Below are 19,331 nucleotides of genomic sequence, written 5' to 3' on the forward strand. Positions count from 1 at the left end.
ATAAGCATCCGTGACACCCCCTCACAGCCGCCCCCCGCCCTCCAAAGCCCCTCACCGGATACCAGGACAGCAGGCCCCCTTCGGAACCGCCCCCGCCGGAAGGACACGAACCGTCCTCCCCCCTATTGACAGGGGAAGGGAAAAATGCCAAAATAGAATTACTTTCAGGAAGCAGTCGCTTCTGTAATTACTTCTACATAACATTTCTTATTTCATCTTCTGTGGATTTGTTTACTTTATCTTGCTATGTTCCATACTTTCTTTTATAATATTCTTATAGAAATCCCTTTTGATATTTATTATGATTTGGTTTGCGGAAGCGATTTTTTCTTGAAAAATACAATATTCAAGGAGAGCAATTGCCATGCAGACAAAAGAAGCAGTACTGACCCCAAAACCCCAGAAACAATATAAGGACCGCCTGTTCCGATTGTTATTTTCGGAGCGCAGTGACCTGCTGGAGCTGTATAACGCATTATGCCAAAAATGCTATACTGATCCGGACGCCCTGGAGATCACCACCCTCGATGATGTGATTTATATGGGGATGAAGAACGATATTTCCTTCCTTCTGGACGGAAGAATGGGGTTATTTGAACATCAGAGTACCTTAAATCCCAATATGCCGCTGCGGGGACTGTTTTACTTTTCCGATTTGTATAAACGTTTTTTCCACGACAGAATGATTTATTCCACAAGGCTGCTGCGGATTCCCTCGCCGGTATATGTTATTTTTTACAATGGGGAGAGCAGGATGCCGGATACATCGGTTTTGAAGCTGTCGGATGCATTTATGCAGGGAGAGGATATGGCCTGTCTGGAAGTGCGTGTCCGTATGCTGAATATCAATGCGGGGCACAATACGGAATTGATGGGACGGTGCAGGAGGCTGGAGGAATACGCTGTTTTCATTGAACGCGTCAGGGAGAACCTGAGGGCTATGGAGCCTGCCGCGGCGATCCGGGTGGCAATGGAACAGTGTATTGAGGAAGGGATCCTTGCCGAATTTTTAAGCCGGAGGAGGGCTGAGGTTATGAATGCACTTTTAACGGAATATGACGAAGAAAAGGTTATGAAGAGCCTGAGCGGGGAATTTTACGAGGATGGATATGAAGCCGGTAAGGAAGACGGCAGAAAAGCCGGTTTGACGGAGGGTATTCGTATTTTTGTGGTGGATAATCTGGAGGAGGGAGTCGGCAAGGACAGGATTATCAGTAAGATAGAAAAAAGGTTCTCTCTGTCAAAGAAGCAGGCAGAAGAGTATTTCGCAGAGTTCTCGGAGAACTTTGTGAAAAATTACCTTTGAACAGAACGGGAAGAATAAATATAGAATAACTACAGCGTGTGGCAGGACTGTGTAAATCCAGTTGAAGGCCGCACGCTTTTTTGTGTCCGGAAACTAGCCGAAATCCCCGGAAGCTGTGGAGGATTAGGCAATTTTCTGCCACAGATTTTTCTGGCGGTAAAATGACTGCCGAAAATCAGACAGGGCCTCCGTTTTCCGCGTAAGACCCTGTTGTCATAATGCGCCCGGAGGGCGTTTTAGGGGAAATTTGGATTATAAAATTTCGTTTCGGCTTTAATCCGTAATCAGATTCCAGGCAAGGGGAGTACCCCTGCTGATATCGCGCGCTGCGTGCTGCCCGAGAATCTGTTCATAATACATGGTATGCAGGCCGTTTCCGGGACGGATGGAACGGACATTTTCCGGAGTCAGGGCTTCCCCTTTGGCGATATCCTTAACAGCGAAAAGGGAACGGGAGCCTTCATGCTCAATTTCCTGTTTTTCCGTTAAATGGAAATCAGAGCTGCCCAGGGCTTTTTCCATGATGCGGATATTTTTTACCATTTCGGCAAATTCTTCCGGTTCCATGGAGAACGCGCCGTCGGGGCCGCCGTCGCTGCGGCGCAGCGTCAGATGCTTTTCCACCATTTTTATGCCGAGAGCAATGGAGCCGGATGCCACCGCGGTTCCCATGCTGTGATCAGACAGGCCCATAACGCAGTCAAACATATTGCCCAGTGTTGGTATCATGTTCAGGTTAATATCTTCATAGGGCGTGGGATAGGAAGAAACACATTTCATCAGAACCACATTTTCGTTTCCTTCTTCCCTGCAGACGCGGAGCGCACGTTCAATATCCTCCAGATGGGCGATGCCCGTGGCAAAAATCACAGGCTTATGCAGGCGTGCGATTTTGCGTATCAGGGGAATGTCGTTGATTTCGTAGGAAGCCAGCTTATAGGCGGGCATATTCATGGATTCCATAAAATCAACAGCCGTAAAATCAAAGGGAGAGGAGAAGCATTCCATTCCCAGGCGGTTCGCCTCTTCCATCAGCTTCGGCTGCCAATCCCAGGGAGTATAAGCCTCTTCGTAAAGTTTATAAAGGGTGGTGCCGTCCCAGATAGTTCCCTGTGTTATCTGAAAACAGGATGCCTCGCTGTCCAGGGTAATGGTTTCAGGTCTGTAGGTCTGAAGCTTCACGGCATCGGCGCCGGCCTCTTTGGCGGCATGGATGATTTCCACCGCCCGGCCATAATCCTGCAGGTGATTGGCGGACATCTCCGCCACGATAAAAACGGGAGCGTTATTTCCCACGGAGTGGGAACCTATAGTAAACTCTTTATTCATGGAAATCCCTTTCTTCGATATAATTTTTCTGCATAAATTCATCCACATCCCACTGGTCACGGGTTTTAAAAAGCGTGCCGTCACGATGTTCCACATAAACGGGAGGGAAATAATGGATGAAGAGCGGATTCAAACACATGGTATAGCCGCCGGCGGTGTCGTATACCACCTTATCCCCGGGCTTCATGGCTGGACCGTCCTTGATTTCAAAAAGACGGTCATACTCCATACAGGTGAAGCCGGTGACCCACTGGCTTTTTATTACGGGCCTTTTTTCAGGCTCATCCACATAAACCATATGGTGGGGATAAACATGTCTGGTGACAAGCGGGTTCAGGTTTGTACGGCTGCCGTCAGTGATGAGGAAGGAATGGTTACGGATTTCCTTCACATCTTTTACAGAGGTGACGAATGTCGTAGCCCTGGAGATCAGGGATACGCCGGGTTCAGCGATCAGCGTGGTACGCGTGGGATCGAATTTTCTGCGCAGCTCCTTACAGATGGCGTAAAAATAATCCCGGTAATCCGGCTTGTCCTCCCGCCCCCCGAAATAACCGCCTCCCATATCCACATAGGAAAGCTCCAGATTATATTCCTCCGCTATCCTTACGGCCATACTGGCCAGCGCGGCATAGACGGATACAGTGCGGGACTGGGTGGAGGAATGCAGGTGCAGACCGGCGACTTTGACATTGGGGAGCCTGTTTATGCGGGAAATAACTTCCTCCAGCCTTCCGTTTTCATAACAGTAGCCAAAGCGGCCGCCTTCTTCCTCCACCAGTACCTCCTCCGGACAAAGGGCGGCGATATCACAGTTTACCCGTACGCCAACAGAAAAATTACGCTGAGGGTAAGCTGCGCTTAATTCCTCCAGCCATATGGGTTCTTCTGTGGAATCTATGTTGATATATCCGCCGTCAAGAAGAATGGAGTTAAAAATTTCTTTTTCTTTAATCGGCCCGTTATAAATCATATGGGCATTGTCAAAGCCAAGCTTTTTAACGAGGCGGTATTCCGTGTCGGACACGATTTCTGCAAAAAAGCCCTGTCCCTTCATATATTGAAGCAGCCAGGGGAGGGAATTGGTTTTTACGGAATAGCCCACGAGATGATTCGGCCCCCAGTTTTTGGAGAGGGCTTCCTTCAGGATGGCTGCATCCGTATCCAGGCCGGTTTCCCGGATGTAAAAATAGGGGGTCTGCAGTGTATCAGAATTCATTGGTTTTCCTTTCTTCCTGTCGCAGAGGTCAGCGGTGTCGCTCCGTGTATCACTGATGGATTTATTTCAGGTTCTGCATTTTGCGGTATTTTAATTCGGCAATGGCCCAGTCTTCTTCGGTATCGATATCCTGTACTTCCATTTCCGGCATGATCATGGGGACGAGGTCATCCACGTCAGTTGTGCCGTCACGGAAGAAGGCATCCGTACGGCAGGCGTAGAACTGTCCGCAGTCATGATACATTTTTTCCAGATCCTGGGAGCGGGCGGTGAGAAATTCCGGGTATTTGCGGCGGATTCGGCCGTTCTCCAGAATAATGCCCCGCTGTGGCGGATAGGAAAACGCAACTACCGGCATGACGGATTCGGCCTGGTCAAGAAGTGCCATGGCATTTTTCAGTTTTTCCGCCGTCACAAAGGGGGCGGTGGGATAGATGCAGCAGAACCGGTCAAAGCGGGTGCCGCCGGCTTCATAGGTCCTCAGGACTTCGGCGATTACATCATCCGTGGAGGCATAATCATTTGCGGACTCTGCAGAACGCATGAAGGGGACTGCGGCTCCAAAGCTCCTGGCAATGGAAGCAATTGCCTCATCATCCGTGGAAACCATGACCTCATCAAAGACGTCTGACGAAAGCGCGGCTTCGATAGAATAACTGATAATCGGTTTTCCGCAGAAGTCACGGATATTTTTATGGGGAATCCGCTTGCTGCCGCCTCTGGCGGTGATGATGGCAACGGATTTTTTTTCTGGTGGTATGGCGGCTTGTTTCATGATATTTATTTTACTCCTTTTGAGGTATTTTAATCTATAAGGCTGTATAGTCTCAACTAGACATTAATTCGTACCAATTGCTTTCTGAATATAATTTCAATCCACGAGACTATAAAGCTTCGAGTTGATTTCTTCCATCGTCTTTTCCTCCATAATTTATTTTAATCCATGAGGCTGTATAAGCCTCGATGATTTACTGGATGTAATATCCCGGCATCGTAATTATTTCAATCCACGAGGCTGTATAAGCCTCGACGGACACCGCTTTTATAAGATGGCTGCCAATAAGAGCATTTCAATCCACAAGGCTGTATAAGCCTCGACAGCAAAATATAACAAATTTTAAGAATCACTTTATATATAAATTGTTACTTATAATTAAAATTATTTAAGAATTAATCAATCTCGTATTTTAAAACATACTTAATAGGATAATGACCATATGAAATAAGGTGCGAATCTGCAGGCAAATTAATGTGCACTGTACATTCGCACTAATATAACCAATAGAAATCGAAAATGAATCTACATATATTATACATGCGAAGCCTCAGAACACAATAGCTTTTCCAACCCTTCCGCAATTCTTACGCTTCCATTTCCGTCAACCATTTTATGCATGGAATGTGCCAGGAAATATCTGTTATCATAGCTGCTGCTCAGAGAAATAATGGCTTCCGCCAGCTTTTCTATAAAATCAGTCGCAGTCCTCACATCGCCAACATAAGGGATTCCGGCAAAACGTTCCATATCCCTGGCTCCGGTCAGCTGATTATCTGCCATAGTAAAGCTGACGGCCGGGACTCCTGCGGCACACAGTTCATATAATGTTGTTCCGGCCGCGGAAACGGCAAGATCACACCGGCATATCAATGCCGCCATATCTGAAACCTTTTCATAGAGCCTGATAGCTGGATTCCCATCTGCCAAAAGGTTCAGGGCGGCGCGGCCGGAATGCATGGGACCGGCCAATATATGATAGCATATTTCCTGTTCCCCGGGGAGGCAAAGAAGCCTGTTTATGAGACGTTCCGCCACACCACAGGGGTCGGTGCCCCCGGTAGAAATAAGAATGTCCCTCACTTGCGGCCTTACTTCCGGATGAAGGCCGCGGAACTGTTTCCTGAGGGGAGTATAAGACAGCCCCAACAGTTTGTAAGGGCAGTTTCTGTAAAAATCCGCCGAAGGAGCGGCATCATAGTTTATAATCAGATCCACCGGATAATCAAAGGAATAGATATCGTCAATATAAGCAGTTTTCGCTGCCTTATGAAGCCCCTCCAGATACGGCGGGGTAACAAAATAGGAATCTATCAGCACACAGCCGATATTATTTTCAAAAACGGCAGTGCAAAGCCTGTCCAGTTCATCGGCAGGATTGCGGTAGTCCGTATCCAGACATATCACGGGAAAATTTTCTCCCCCAGCCATAAAAGAACGGAGCAGCTGTCCGCTGTTGTGATCAGCGACCGCAAAAAGAACAGGAAGATTCCGTTCCTTCAATGCTTGCGCAACAGACAGGCAGCGCATCAGATGCCCTGTCGCTATTTCCTGATTACCATCTGTTCGGATGAGAATTCCTTTTTTCCCAGTCTCCATTTAACAGTCTCCCAAAAACGGATATTAAATTATCCTCTTTTATTTTCTTTTATTATTATACCTGCTGGAATAAATCCGGTAAAGGAAAAAGTAATAGTTCGGCCGAAGGCTGAACTGTTACAGGAAAAAAGAGAAGACTTGTTTTTTATTTGCCTGCAATCCTGAAAAGTGCTATACTTGCATCAGTTAACGGCACATGATACTTTACCACGTTGAAGTACATGGAAAGCCGGAAACAGGGAGGTATGAAGGTTACTGTGCAGGCCGGTTTAAATTATTGGAAAAAGAACAATGTGTGGATACTTGGCACATTGGTTGGAATTGTTACGTTTATCTGTATATTTGGGGTTCATGTACTGAATGTCACCTATACGGACTGGCTCCTCGGTGGCGGGGATCTGACTCAGAATTATCTGGGCTGGTGCTTTTTCAGGAACAGTGACTGGTTTTTTCCTTTTGGGCTGATGGATAATGCATCTTATCCTAATACCGTATCCGTTATTTTTACGGATTCCGTGCCTCTGTTTGCCGTATTTTTTAAAATATTCAAGGCGGTTCTGCCGGATAGATTCCAGTATTTTGGTATCTGGGCCATGCTTTGTATGGGCGCCCAGGGCGCTTTTGGGGCGCTTCTGATTTATCATTATGTAAAAAAGAAAGCGGAAGCAATTGTGGGCAGCCTTCTTTTTGTAATTACGCCTGCGATGCTGGGGCAGATGTCCCTGAACCTGGCTCTGGGCGCCCAGTGGCTGGTGCTGTGTTCTCTGTATCTGGGAATCCGCAGAATGGAAATAAGCGAAAAAAGGCTAGTGCTGGCCTGGGGAATTGCCGGGCTTTTGACGGGAAGTATACAGATGTATTTTATCCCTATGTGCGGTTTTGTCCTTCTCAGCTTTCTGCTTTCCGATCTGCTGCGGAGGAAAAAAATCAGGCAGGATATCCTTGCACTGCTGGCATACCTGGGAGCTGCTGTTGGAGTTGTAGCATTGCTGGGAGGTTTTTCCCACAATCATATGCCGGATACGTCTCAGTTCGGACAGTCCAGCTTTAATCTGAATGGCCTGTGGAATCCGCAGGGGTGGTCTCAGTATCTGTTGGATCTTCCGGTTTACGGTGCAAATCCCTCAGAAGGGCTGGCCTTTCCTGGTACCGGAATTGTACTTACACTGATTGTGGCGGCCGCAGCCTGTCTGATACATACCATTTATAAGGTATTTATAAAAAAAGAAAAAAAGCTGACTCATCTTCGTTTTGACTGGGGCGAAAACGGTGTTGCATTTCTGATACTGGCAATGATTTCTCTTTCTGTGGCTCTTTCCCCTCAGGCCGCCTGTGGAAGCAGTCTGATCTGGAACTATGAGCTTCCGGCCTGGCTATCCTCTCTGTGGCAGAGAATCAGCTGCTGCGGCAGGTTTATCTGGCCGGTGCTGTACCTGATAATTCTTGGCAGCGTTGTATGGATGGAGAAGGAAATGCCATGGGAAACCATGGCTGCGGTTCTTCTGGTGATTTTTGCCGTCCTGCAGATTGCCGACGGAAAATGGCAGCTGATGCAGCGACAGGTGCAGTTTGGAACCGAGTTTGCTTACGACAGCCGCCTGGAGGATGAAAAGTGGGATACGTGGGCCCGGGAGGGTGATAAGAAGCATATGGTTTTTGTGGGCCTGGATGACGAGGATTTACTGAATGACCTGAGTGCATATGCGGCTGAAAATGGCATGACGATTAATTATTTTAATACCGCCTGCCAGACGATAAGGACAAAGGCTGTGGAGGATTTGGTGGAGTCGCTGATTAATCCGCGGGAGGATACGATGTATATTTATAAGGCGGCTGACGAGGGGAACTGTATTGATACACGCATGGAATATGAGGCGGTTGATGGGGTGATTGTGGGGATGGTGAAGAAACAGGGTTAGTTTTGACGGGAAAGGATAAAAACAGCTATGAATGAAAATAGAGATACCCTTAAAGAAATATTATTAAAAATCCCCTTCCATATCAGGTGCTGCCTGGTTTCCGGAATCCTGTGGGGAATTATAACTCATGCCTATATGCTGACCAATAAGCTGCCGAACTGGGATGACATCAACAATGTGGGCGGGTATGCGGTCGGCTCGGAATTTGGCAGATGGTTTCTGAAATATGTCAATCCGCTGGATGGGATCTGGAGCGTACCCTGGCTGAGCGGGATTTTTTCCATTGTCCTGATTTCCGCCGCCGCCTGCTTTGTCCTTTCCACGCTGCATCTTAAAAGCACAACCTCCGCGGTCCTGATTCCGCTGATGATGCTGTCCTTCCCCAGCATGTGCAGCCTGTTTACTTTCATGTTTACCGCGGACTGCTATGCCGTGGGTATATTGCTGGCCTGTGCGGGTGCGTGGCTGATTAGGAAATACCGCTTCGGTTTCCTGCCAGGGATAGTCTGCCTGGTTCTGAGCATGGGAATCTATCAGGCATATCTGTGCCTGGCGCTGGGCATTCTGGTAATGGGGCTTTTCCTGGATATGCTTGAGGAAAACAGCCGGACTGCCGATGTTTTCCGAAGAGGGGTTAAGGCCTTTGTCGTGGCCTGCATTTCCGTCGTTATTTATACGATTGTTTCCAGAATCGTATATCCCCAGCTGGATGCCTATAACGGCCTGGATCAGATGGGGAAAATTGATTTAATCCGTCTTCCCAGGCTGATACTTCGTTCCTACAAATGGGTGGTGCAGTATTTTATTCTGAAGCCCTTTTCCTTTGTGACTGCAGCCGCCTGGGCGCTGAATGTGGCTTCCTGCCTCCTTACGGCTGGCCTGGTCATCGCCTTTTTTATCAGGAAAAAAATCTATAAAAATTCAGGCAGCGCCATCCTGTACATTTTTCTTGCCATGATGGTGCCCCTGGCCATGGGTTCCATCATTATTATGGCGCCGGATGCCAGCATAAGCATGCTGATGCTCTACCAATACCATATCCTGTATACCTTTCTTGCCGCCCTCCTGGAAAAAAGCCAGGATACCCAGTCCGGCCTGTTCCTGGCGGATGCGGGAAAGGTGAGGGCAGGCAGGATACTGGGCTATGTGGTTGCGGCGGTTCTTTTGCTGGTGGGCTACCAGAATTTTGTTGTGACAAACCAGGCCTATTTCCGGATGGGAATTGCCTATGAAAGATCCTATGCATATTACAACCGTATCATGGAAAGGATTGAAGCCACAGCAGGCTATCAGCCGGGCGACCCCTTTGCGCTGATAGGGGAATATGGCCTGAGCGAGACACCTGATCTGCTGGGAAGCTATTCCATGGATGGCGACAGGTTTACGGATTTATCCGGCGTGGCGAAGGAAACAGGGCTCCTTACCAGCGGCGTACGCTATAATTTCATGAAGACCTATATTGGCGTGGAAATGCCGGAGGTAAGCGAGGAAGCTGTCGAGGCCATTAAGGAGACGAAGGATTATCAGGAAATGCCTGCTTATCCGGCGGACGGCTGCGTGAAACAGATAGAGGGTGTGTGGGTTGTTAAAACCTGTGAGGAAACAAAAGGGTAAATTTGGTAACAGTTCAGGAAGGTTTGTGCATTCACTGCACAAACCGTGAGAAAACGTGGTGGCAGCAGGCATCCGCCCCTCGCCGAAGGCGACTTATAATGGGCGGATGCGGTAACAGTTCGACCGAAGGCTGAACTATTACTAAATTTGCTTTTTGAAGGTAATGTATGGTAAAATATAATGATATTTTTTTATAAGGAGCAGCGGCATGAATGAGAGAATCTATGTCTGCCACACTTTTTATCATGTATATATTGCCTGTCTGAAGGAATTAAACCTGCCCGGAGACAGAAGGGGACAGGCCTGCCTGGTGCTGAGTACGATGTCCAATGATTTTGGGAATCTGAAGGCCAGGGCGGAGCGTTCCGGTCTTTTCCGGCAGGTTTTTGTTTTTGAGGAAAAGGAGGAGGGCTTTTTTCCTGTTTTGAAAAAGTACCACACGGATCGGGGAAACCTGGTACTGAACATGCTGGCAAGAATCCGTTTCTGCAAGCTTTTGGGGAAGCTTCAGGAGCCTTTTGTGCCGGTGGATTTCAGGGCATATAAGGACATTTATGTATTCTGTGATTCCGATCCGATAGGATATTATTTAAGCTGGAAGAAAATCAGGTATCATGCCATGGAGGACGGGCTGGACTGCATCCGCTATTATGATACGGCCAGATATGATAACAGGGGACATTTCAGGCTGAAGGCCTTTCTCGCCTCCCTCAATCTGATTTTCATACAGAACGGCTGGGGAAAATACTGTATCGATATGGAAGTGAATGATATTTCCGTTTTGGAGTATCCCTGCCCCAAATATGTGGAATGCTCCAGGGAAAAGCTGACACAGCGTCTGACAGCGGAGGATAAGAGCTGCCTGCTGGGAATTTTCCTGGAGGACAGGGAAAGGCTGGTAAAACAGCTGACGGAAGGGAAGAATCATGAAAATAAAATTCTGATACTGACCGAGCCGCTTTGTGATTTGGAAACGAGAGAACGGATCTTCCGTGATATTATAGAGCTTTACGGAAAAGGAATGCAGATCATTTTAAAGCCCCATCCCAGAGACCTGCTGGATTATGAAAAATGTTTTCCGGGCTGCGTGGTGTTATCCGGGAAGTTCCCTATGGAAATGATGAATTTTCTTCCGGATATCCATGTGAAAAAGGTGATCTCCGTATTCACCGTGCCCACCTCCATCGGTTTTGCAGAGGAAACCGTCTTTCTGGGGGAGGATTTCATGGACAAATACGAAGCGCCGGAAATACACCGGCAGAATGAGCAGATAAAGGATTAAGGTATTGCGATGAGAAAAATCATAAAGAAAATGAACATCCTTTTGGATGGAAAACAGAAGGCCAAGATGGGCGGGATTGTGGTGCTGATGATTATCGGCGCCCTTCTTGAGGCCTGCAGCATCGGCCTGGTCATCCCTGTGATCACCACGCTACTGGATCCTGCGGCTGTGACCGGGGATGGGTATCTGGGAGATATCTACCGTTTCCTCGGCATGGAGAGCACCGGGCAGTTTACCATAATCATGCTGCTGGCCATTATCGCAGCATTTGTGTTAAAAAATATTTTTCTTTATTTTCAGAATGTAATTCAGCTGCGCTTTGTATACACGAATCAGTTTGCCACCTCCCGTAAGATGATGATTAATTTCATGGAGCGTCCCTATGAATATTATCTGAACGCGGACACTTCCGTGATCCAGCGAAGCATCACCTCGGATGTGAACAATATGTACGGCCTGATCCTTTCCTCGCTGCAGCTGACCAGTGAAATTATCATGTTCGTCGTCCTGATCGTGGTGCTGATGACCCAGGATCCGGTGATGATTCTTACCATTGCCGCGCTGCTTGTGGTGGTGCTTCTTATTATTAAAGGGATTCTCAAGCCCATTATGATCAGGGCGGGAGAGGAAAACCAGGAATATTACAGCGGCCTGTATAAATGGATTGACCAGTCCGTTATGGGAATCAAGGAAATCAAAATTGCCAATAAGGAAAATTATTTTATAAACGAATATTCCAAGTGCGGCGCGGGCTACGTGGGGGCGGTGCAGAAATATAATATCTATAACGCAACCCCCCGCCTGCTGATAGAAACGGTATGTATTGCAGGGCTGGTGCTGTATTTGATCCTGCAGATTGCGGCGGGAAAGGATGTCACCCAGATGCTGAGCCAAATCGGCGTATTTGCAGTGGCGGCCATGCGTCTCCTGCCAAGCGCCAACCGCATCAATAACTATCTCACCTCAATTTCCTACTTTGAGCCCTTTTTCATGGGGGTAAGCGATAACCTGCAGCAGGATATCAATGACGGGAACGTGAATTATGACGAGCAGAATTACCGCAGGAAAAAGGAGGTTCCCAAGCTTCCTGTCCTGTCAAAAATAGAACTGCAGGATATTGTTTATAAATATCCCAACTCGGAGGCTCTGATTTTTGACCACGCACAGATGGAAATTCCTGTGGGCTGCTCCGTGGGCGTGGTAGGCACCTCGGGCGCCGGAAAGACGACAATCATTGACATCCTTCTGGGGCTTTTGGATATCCAGGAGGGCAGGATCCTGGCTGACGGCGTGGAAGTGAGGGAACACTATGAGGAGTGGCTGAAAAATATCGGCTATATTCCTCAAACTATTTTCATGATTGATGCATCTATCAGAAAGAATGTTGCTTTCGGCGTGCCGGATGAGGACATTGATGATGCCAAGGTATGGCAGGCGCTGAAGGAAGCGCAGCTGGATGAATTTGTGAGAGGGCTTCCGGAGGGGCTGGATACGGGAATCGGGGAGCGGGGAATCCGTCTTTCCGGCGGGCAGAGGCAGCGTATCGGTATTGCCAGGGCACTGTTTGAGGATCCTGAGGTACTGGTGCTGGATGAAGCCACCTCTGCGCTGGATAATGAGACGGAAGCGGCGATTATGGACTCCATCAACCGTCTCCATGGCAGGAAAACCCTCATTATTATAGCGCATCGTCTGCAGACGATTGAAAAATGCGATATGGTTTACCGGGTGGAAAACGGACAGATCGGCAGGGAGAGATAACGTTACTGTTCAGGGCGGAAAGGAGAAAGCGGTGGCAGCAGGGAAAAAGAGACAGGCTAATTTTGAATTACTGCGTATGACAGCCATGCTCATGGTGGTTGCCATGCATTTCCTTTCCCATACGGGAGGGCTTCCTGAAGCGGGGCAGATGCCGGGGGCAAGAGGTACGGCGGCGGTTCTTGTGGAGTCCTTCTGTATTGTTGCGGTCAATGTTTATGTCCTTATCAGCGGCTATTTTTTATCGGAAAGCGGCTTTTCCCTGAAGCGGCTTCTCAGGCTGCTGTTCCAGGTGCTCTTTTATACACTGCTGATTCCTCCAGTGCTGGTGCTCGCCGGGGTACTGCCTGCCGGGGAGGCTTTTCAGATATACCATATCTGGCAGTGCCTGTTTCCGGTGGAGGCGGGGCATTACTGGTTTGTGACTGCTTATGTGGTCATGTATCTGTTTTCCCCGGTGCTGAATGCAGCGGCCGGGGCCATGACGCAGAAGCAGCTGCGGATTACGCTCATGGGACTGCTGATTTATTTCAGCCTTGGGAAAAGCGTGAGCATCCTTTTATTTTCATCGGACCGGTACGGCTACGATTTCGGCTGGTTCATTTTCCTTTATCTGACGGCGGCCTATATACGGAGGTACGGAATCCGTTTTTTTCAGGAAAAAAAGAGAGGTGCGCTTGTCTATTTCGGCTCCTGCGCGGCCGTGGCGGGAATCACCCTGGCTGCGCTTGTGGTATGTGCAAGGACCGGGGCGCTGGAATATTATGTAACGGTACCCTTTCACTATAATTTCATTTTCTGCCTTACCGGGGCGTTGGGGCTGTTCATGGCCTTTGGCGGTCTGCGCATCCGTTCGGAAAAGCTGGAACGCTGTATTTGCCGCCTGTCTCCGGGGATGTTCGGCGTATACCTGATCCATGAGCACATGGATATCAGCGCAAGGTGGACCGGCTGGATTATCGGGACGCCATCGGAGCATCTGGGCGGTTATCTGATGCAGATGACGGAGAGCGTACTGCTTGTGTTCCTTCTTGCAGTGGCAATTGACCTGGTTCGGGGCAAATGCTTTTTGCTTGCGGAGCGCCTGCTTGCAAAGACCTCCTTCGGGAAAAAATGCGGGGAGGCCATCCGCCGCATTGATGACAGCATGGGAAGGCAGAAAGGGTGATTCACGGTAACAGGATTGATATGGGGATAGAAATACCAATGGATAAAAGAAAAAAACTGACAAAAATTCTGGAAAAATTCATATTTCCCTGTCTGCTGCTGATCTACCCGCTGCTGTGGGTAAATCAGGGGATTGATGTGTCGGATCCGATGTACAGCCTCACCAACTTCCGGTTTTTCCCGGAGCTTAAGGGCAGTTGGGCGATTGCAACCTATCTTGCCAATGTGGCTGGCTGGCTGTTAATGAAGCTTCCTTTCGGCGGCACACTTTTGGGCATTAGCTTTTATACAAGGTTGGTTATCAGTGCCATGGCGCTGCTTTCCTATTATTTCCTGAAGGGGAAAATGCCGGCCTGGGTGGTTTTTACAGGGGAGATCATTGCCATCAGCTTCTGCTGGTGTCCGACGACGATTTTATATAATTATCTTACCTATTTCCTGTTTTTGGCGGTATGTATTTTATTATACAGGGGGCTTATCTGGAACAGGCCGGGCCTGCTCATCTGGGCGGGCGTTTGTCTGGGGCTGAATGTGATGGTGCGCACTCCGAACATTGCGGAAGCGCTTCTGATTGTTGCCGTATTTTTCTATGGAAAGCTTTGCGGTAAAAGCGCGCAGGAGATGTGGAAACAGGCAGGCTTTTGTGTCGCGGGCTTTTTGGCGGGCTTCCTTGGTGTTTTCCTTGTCATATGCATCCAATATGGCCCGGGGGCCTATTTCGGAATGTTCGGCAGCCTGGCCGGGTATACGGCGACGGATGAGAGCTATTCGCCGTTTTCCATGATTACCTCTATTTTCGCGGCCTATGGCAAAACCATGGTGTGGCTGATGGTAATTGCCGTGTGTGTGCTGGCGGGCTGGATTTTTTTCCATATTCTTCCCAAACGTTTTCACACGGCGGGAAAGATTATATACTGCCTGTGCATTCCGGTGCTGATCCGGTTGTTTTGGGGCAGGGGGATGTTTACCTTTACCTATTATAATTACCGCAGCATCTATGAATGGGGAATGCTCTTTCTGTACCTTGTGCTTATCAGCTGTGTCGTATGTATCGGAAACAGCCGTTTTTTCCGGAGGGACAGGCTGCTGGCGCTGATTATCCTGCTGTCGGTGGCGGTGCTCCCCATAGGAAGCAATAACGATACCATGCCGAATCTGAACTGCCTGTTTCTGGCAGCCCCTTTTACACTCTGGATGCTGGGAAAATATATCAGGCGGATGAGAAGAAAGCCTGAGGCTTTTCCTGTGACAGCCATGTCCGTTATGGTGGCGGGAATGGTTCTGATCCAGGGAATGGGCTTTCACAGCCATTTTGCCTTCGGCGACGGCATTTATGGTGAAAAAAGGGATGCAAAAATTGAAAATTCCTATATACTGAAGGGGATGAAGACACGCAGCCTCAATGCGGACCAGCTGACAGGTCTGTTAGGATATGCAGGACAGAACGGTCTTTCAGGCCGGCCGCTTATTACCTTTGGCAATGCGCCGGGACTGCATTTCCTTCTGGATATGCCGCCGGGACTCACCCATGCCTGGCCGGATCTGGACACCTATCCGGCAGAACAGATGAAAGAGGAGCTGGAGCAGCTTGGCGAAGGGACTGTGGTCATCTTCTATAAGGAAAATGGAGAGCTTCCCGGGAACAGTGAAAAAATGCAGGCGCTTATGGGCTGGCTTGATAAAGAAAATTATATTCCGGTTTTTGAAAATGAAGGCTATCTGATTTATAATATTGATTCAGAATAAAAAAAAGAAAGGCGACAGCTATGATTCGGTTCAACGTACCGCCCTTTACGGGAAAAGAAATGGACTATATCCGGCAGGCCGTGGAAAACCAGAAAATCTGCGGCGACGGGGAATTTACCAGAAAATGCAGTGAGTGGATTGAGGAAAGGACGGGCACACGCAAGTGCCTGCTTACTACCTCCTGCACCCATGCCACGGAGCTTGCGGCGCTGCTTGCCCGCATTCAGCCTGGAGACGAGGTTATCATGCCCTCCTATACCTTTGTATCCACGGCGGACGCCTTTGTGCTCAGGGGAGCCGTGCCTGTATTTGTGGATATCCGTCCCGATACCATGAATATTGATGAAACGCTGATCGAAGCGGCTGTAACTGAAAAAACGAAGGCTGTCGTTCCCGTGCATTATGCGGGCGTGGGCTGTGAAATGGACACCATAATGGACATCGCGGCGCGTCATCACCTGTATGTGATTGAGGATGCGGCCCAGGGAATCATGGCTTCCTATAAGGGAAAGCCGCTGGGAGCCATCGGTGATTTCGGCTGCTTCAGCTTCCATGAAACCAAGAATTACAGCATGGGAGAGGGCGGCGCGCTTCTGATCCAGCATGAAAAGGACATTGAGGATGCTGAAATTTTCCGGGAAAAGGGAACGGACAGGAGCAAGTATTACAGAGGACAGGTGGACAAATACCGTTGGCAGAATTACGGCTCCAGCTATCTTCCCAGCGAACTGAATGCGGCTTATCTGTATGCCCAGCTGGAAATGGCCGATGCTATCAATGAGGAACGTCTGAACCTATGGAACCAATATTGGCGGGAGCTGGAACCTCTGGCAGAGGCGGGCAGAATTGAGCTGCCCTTCATCCCTGATTATTGTGTGCAGAACGGCCATATGTTCTATATCAAAAATGCGGATCTGGAAGAACGTGCCGCACTTATTGATTTCCTGAAGGAAAATGACATTCTTGCGGTGTTCCATTATATTCCCCTTCATTCCGCGCCTGCGGGACTGAAATACGGCCGTTTCCACGGGGAAGACCGTTACACCACCAGGGAAAGCGAAAGGCTTCTCCGCCTGCCCATGTACTATGGGCTGAAGGAGGATCAGGTGAGCTTTATTGCCGGAAAAGTAAAGGAATTCTATGGTTTCTGAAAAACAGGTAAAATTTTACCGTAAATGGGAAAACTGGATATTGCCGTTGCTGTTTACCCTGGCGCTTCTTCTTTTTACCAGCCTTCGGTTTGATTACTATTATTCGCTGAATGACGATGTGCTGATGAAGGATATCCTTGCGGGTGTGTACACAGGCGTCCCGGAAAGCCGCAATGTGCAGATGCTCTATCCGCTCAGTCTGCTTTTGAGCCTGCTTGTGAAGGTGTTTCATACCTCCTATGTATATGGCATCTTTTTATGCCTCTGTCAGTTTGGCAGTCTGTATCTGATTTTGTACCGGAGCATGAGGTATGGGAAGAAAACAGTGGGAAAAGTCCTTCTGTGCCTTTTGGAGAGCCTGCTTTTTGCCGGCCTTCTGCTTCCTCATCTGGTTTTTGTGCAGTATACGGTGACCAGCGGCCTGCTGGGAGCCGCGGGGATTTTCTGGTTCCTGACCGGGGAAGCGGCGGCGTGTCCGGGCATGCAGGCGCGCTCCGGGAAAGAGAACGGCTGGGGCTGTTTTGTTAAAAGGAATCTGCCGGCGGTCCTGTTGTGTGTGCTGGCGTTTTTGCTGCGCCCGGAAATGATGATGCTGCTTCTGCCGCTGGCCAGTGTGGCCGGCCTTTGGAAATGGGGGATGGAACGTCCTGTTTTTACAAGATATAATGCGTTTTGTTATGTGGGTGTTTTTTTCCTGATCCTTATCGGGCTGCTTCTGGGCGAGGTGAGCAATACGGCTGCCTATGGCAGCGGGGAATGGAAAGAATTTTTCCGGCTGTTTGATGCCAGGACGGAGGTTTATGACTTCAAAACAGAAACAATCCTGAAGTTTGAAGAAAATCAGGAATTTTATACCTCTCTGGGACTGGACGAGACGCAGGGCGCGCTGCTGGAAAATTATAATTACGGGATAGATGACAGCATTGATGCGGCTCTTATGGAGAAAATAAGCGGGTATTCCCGGGAAAAGGAAGGCTATTTCGGGAAGACGCTAAAGGAAGGAATTTGGCTGTATAAGGCCAGGCTCCAGAATATGCCGGGTCTGGATTTCGATGCGGCTGTGGAAATGCCATTCCTTCTTACGGAGGCGGCACTTGCAGTGCTTTTGCTGCTCACGGCTTTCCTGAAAAGGCGCGCCGGCGTTATCTGGCAGCTGCTTGCGTTCGGCGGTGTGCGCAGTATTCTGTGGATGTACCTGATACTCCGCAACCGGGTGCCTGAGCGGATCAGCCACCCTTTGTATACTGTGGAAATCGTGATGCTGGCGGCGCTGCTTTTTATGTATCTTACCAAAAATGGGGCGGCGGATGAAGCTGCGCAGGAGGAACTGGAAAAAGTGCGTAATCCGTACCGCTGGCTGAATCCGGTCTTTGTAACGGCGGCGCTTCTGCTTGTCACCGCGCTCTCCATCCTGCCCCGCACTTTTGCCCGCACGGTACAGGAATATGCGGCGCGGGAGGAAATTAACCGTACGGATATCGCCGCCAGGGCGTATTATCAGAGCCATCCGGAAAACCTGTTTCTTGCAGATGTGTACTCCACCGTAAAATTCTCAGAGAAAATGTTCCGGGATGGTGAGTGCGTCCTCGGAAATTATGATCTGCTGGGCGGCTGGCTTTGCAAGAGCCCGCTGGCGGAGAAAAAGCTGAAGGCTTTTGGATATGCCTCCCTGGGACAGGCGCTCCTGGAAGGGGAAAATGTATATCTGGTGGCGGAAACGGGGCAGAGCCTTGACTGGCTGACGGATTATTTCGGCAGGAGAGGGACCGTACTGCGGGCTGAACCCAAGGAGGTCATCGGGGCGGCGGATTCCGGTCTGGTGATATACAGCCTGCACAGGGAGGAAGAGGTAAATGACTGAACAGTTGAAAATAGATCTGGGGCCGGTATATCTGCGGCCGATCACGCTGGAGGATACGGAAAACATTGTAAAATGGCGCAATACGGACCGGGTGAGGAAGAATTTTATTTATCAGAAGCCTTTTACCAAAGAGGGACACCTGGCCTGGATGCGTGATAAGGTGGCCGCCGGAGAGGTGGTACAGTTCATCCTGTGTGAGACGGAAGGGGACAGGCCTGTGGGCAGCGTCTACTTCCGGGATATCGATACCGGAAATAAAAAGGCGGAGTACGGTATTTTTATCGGGGAAGAGGATGCGGCGGGGAAGGGCTACGGAACCCTTGCGGGTCGGGCCGCGATTCAATATGCCGGCAGCAGCCTGAAGCTTCACAAGTTGATGCTGCGGGTATTTGCGGACAATACGGCCGCGGTGAGAAGCTATGAAAAGGCGGGCTTCGAAAAGGAGGCGCTGCTCAGGGATGAGATAAAAACCGGGGACGGTTATCGTGATTTGATACTGATGGCCCGTCTGTATCCCGAAAACAGATAAGAGTAACAGTGCGGACCGCTAGACTGTTACAGATAAAAACAAAAAAGTCTGCCGTATGGCGGGCGGATGGGAAGAT

The 19,331-nt window shown here is 49.2% G+C and carries 14 protein-coding genes; 10 read left to right on the top strand and 4 right to left on the bottom strand.

All coding sequences use genetic code 11. The annotated features are described in order from the left end of the window. Positions 1-364 precede the first annotated feature (364 nt). Positions 365-1,306 carry an RpnC/YadD family protein gene (locus DXC51_RS19730; protein WP_117530734.1) on the top strand — a complete coding sequence of 314 codons (942 nt, stop codon included), beginning with the start codon at positions 365-367 and terminating at the stop codon, positions 1,304-1,306. Positions 1,307-1,579: 273 nt separating this feature from the next. Here the strand turns inward: DXC51_RS19730 and pseI are convergent, their stop codons facing one another. The 4 genes from pseI to pseG all read right to left on the bottom strand — a co-directional run bounded on the left by pseI (position 1,580) and on the right by pseG (position 6,228). Next, entirely contained in the window at positions 1,580-2,635 is a 1,056-nt protein-coding gene (gene pseI, locus DXC51_RS19735) for a pseudaminic acid synthase (RefSeq protein ID WP_025488451.1), read from the bottom strand. Further along, a complete protein-coding gene (locus DXC51_RS19740; RefSeq protein ID WP_025488452.1) occupies positions 2,628-3,854 on the bottom strand; it encodes a type III PLP-dependent enzyme domain-containing protein in 1,227 nt (408 codons plus the stop codon). Before DXC51_RS19740 ends, pseI begins: the two co-directional genes overlap by 8 nt. Before the next feature lie 61 nt (positions 3,855-3,915). After that, complete coding sequence (gene pseF / locus DXC51_RS19745; protein WP_025488453.1) at positions 3,916-4,629, bottom strand: pseudaminic acid cytidylyltransferase; 714 nt, start codon at positions 4,627-4,629, stop codon at positions 3,916-3,918. Between the two features lie 534 nt (positions 4,630-5,163). After that, entirely contained in the window at positions 5,164-6,228 is a 1,065-nt protein-coding gene (gene pseG / locus DXC51_RS19750) for a UDP-2,4-diacetamido-2,4,6-trideoxy-beta-L-altropyranose hydrolase (RefSeq protein ID WP_081745260.1), read from the bottom strand. A 245-nt stretch (positions 6,229-6,473) separates the two neighbouring features. Here pseG and DXC51_RS19755 point away from each other — a divergent pair, with 245 nt between their 5' ends. The 9 genes from DXC51_RS19755 to pseH all read left to right on the top strand — a co-directional run bounded on the left by DXC51_RS19755 (position 6,474) and on the right by pseH (position 19,255). Further along, a complete protein-coding gene (locus tag DXC51_RS19755) occupies positions 6,474-8,147 on the top strand; it encodes a DUF6311 domain-containing protein (RefSeq protein ID WP_102287484.1) in 1,674 nt (557 codons plus the stop codon). 27 nt (positions 8,148-8,174) lie between these two features. Next, complete coding sequence (locus DXC51_RS19760) at positions 8,175-9,761, top strand: glucosyltransferase domain-containing protein (RefSeq protein ID WP_102287485.1); 1,587 nt, start codon at positions 8,175-8,177, stop codon at positions 9,759-9,761. 208 nt (positions 9,762-9,969) lie between these two features. Further along, complete coding sequence (locus tag DXC51_RS19765) at positions 9,970-11,043, top strand: glycosyltransferase family 52 (protein WP_021633622.1); 1,074 nt, start codon at positions 9,970-9,972, stop codon at positions 11,041-11,043. A gap of 9 nt (positions 11,044-11,052) precedes the next feature. Further along, positions 11,053-12,804: an ABC transporter ATP-binding protein gene (locus tag DXC51_RS19770; RefSeq protein ID WP_025488460.1), complete on the top strand. Its 1,752-nt coding sequence runs from the start codon at positions 11,053-11,055 to the stop codon at positions 12,802-12,804. Positions 12,805-12,835: 31 nt separating this feature from the next. Beyond that, a complete protein-coding gene (locus DXC51_RS19775) occupies positions 12,836-13,969 on the top strand; it encodes an acyltransferase (protein WP_146045267.1) in 1,134 nt (377 codons plus the stop codon). Positions 13,970-14,007: 38 nt separating this feature from the next. Further along, on the top strand, positions 14,008-15,714 hold the full coding sequence (locus DXC51_RS19780; protein ID WP_147331844.1) for a hypothetical protein: 1,707 nt from the start codon (positions 14,008-14,010) through the stop codon (positions 15,712-15,714). A gap of 20 nt (positions 15,715-15,734) precedes the next feature. Beyond that, a complete protein-coding gene (gene rffA, locus DXC51_RS19785; protein WP_025488463.1) occupies positions 15,735-16,865 on the top strand; it encodes a dTDP-4-amino-4,6-dideoxygalactose transaminase in 1,131 nt (376 codons plus the stop codon). Beyond that, entirely contained in the window at positions 16,855-18,726 is a 1,872-nt protein-coding gene (locus DXC51_RS19790; RefSeq protein ID WP_025488464.1) for a hypothetical protein, read from the top strand. Before rffA ends, DXC51_RS19790 begins: the two co-directional genes overlap by 11 nt. Then, positions 18,719-19,255, top strand: coding sequence for a UDP-4-amino-4,6-dideoxy-N-acetyl-beta-L-altrosamine N-acetyltransferase (gene pseH / locus DXC51_RS19795; protein WP_025488465.1), 537 nt, complete (start codon positions 18,719-18,721; stop codon positions 19,253-19,255). The genes DXC51_RS19790 and pseH overlap by 8 nt, the downstream gene beginning before the upstream one ends. Positions 19,256-19,331: the final 76 nt, after the last annotated feature.

Source organism: Eisenbergiella massiliensis (genome assembly GCF_003435485.1).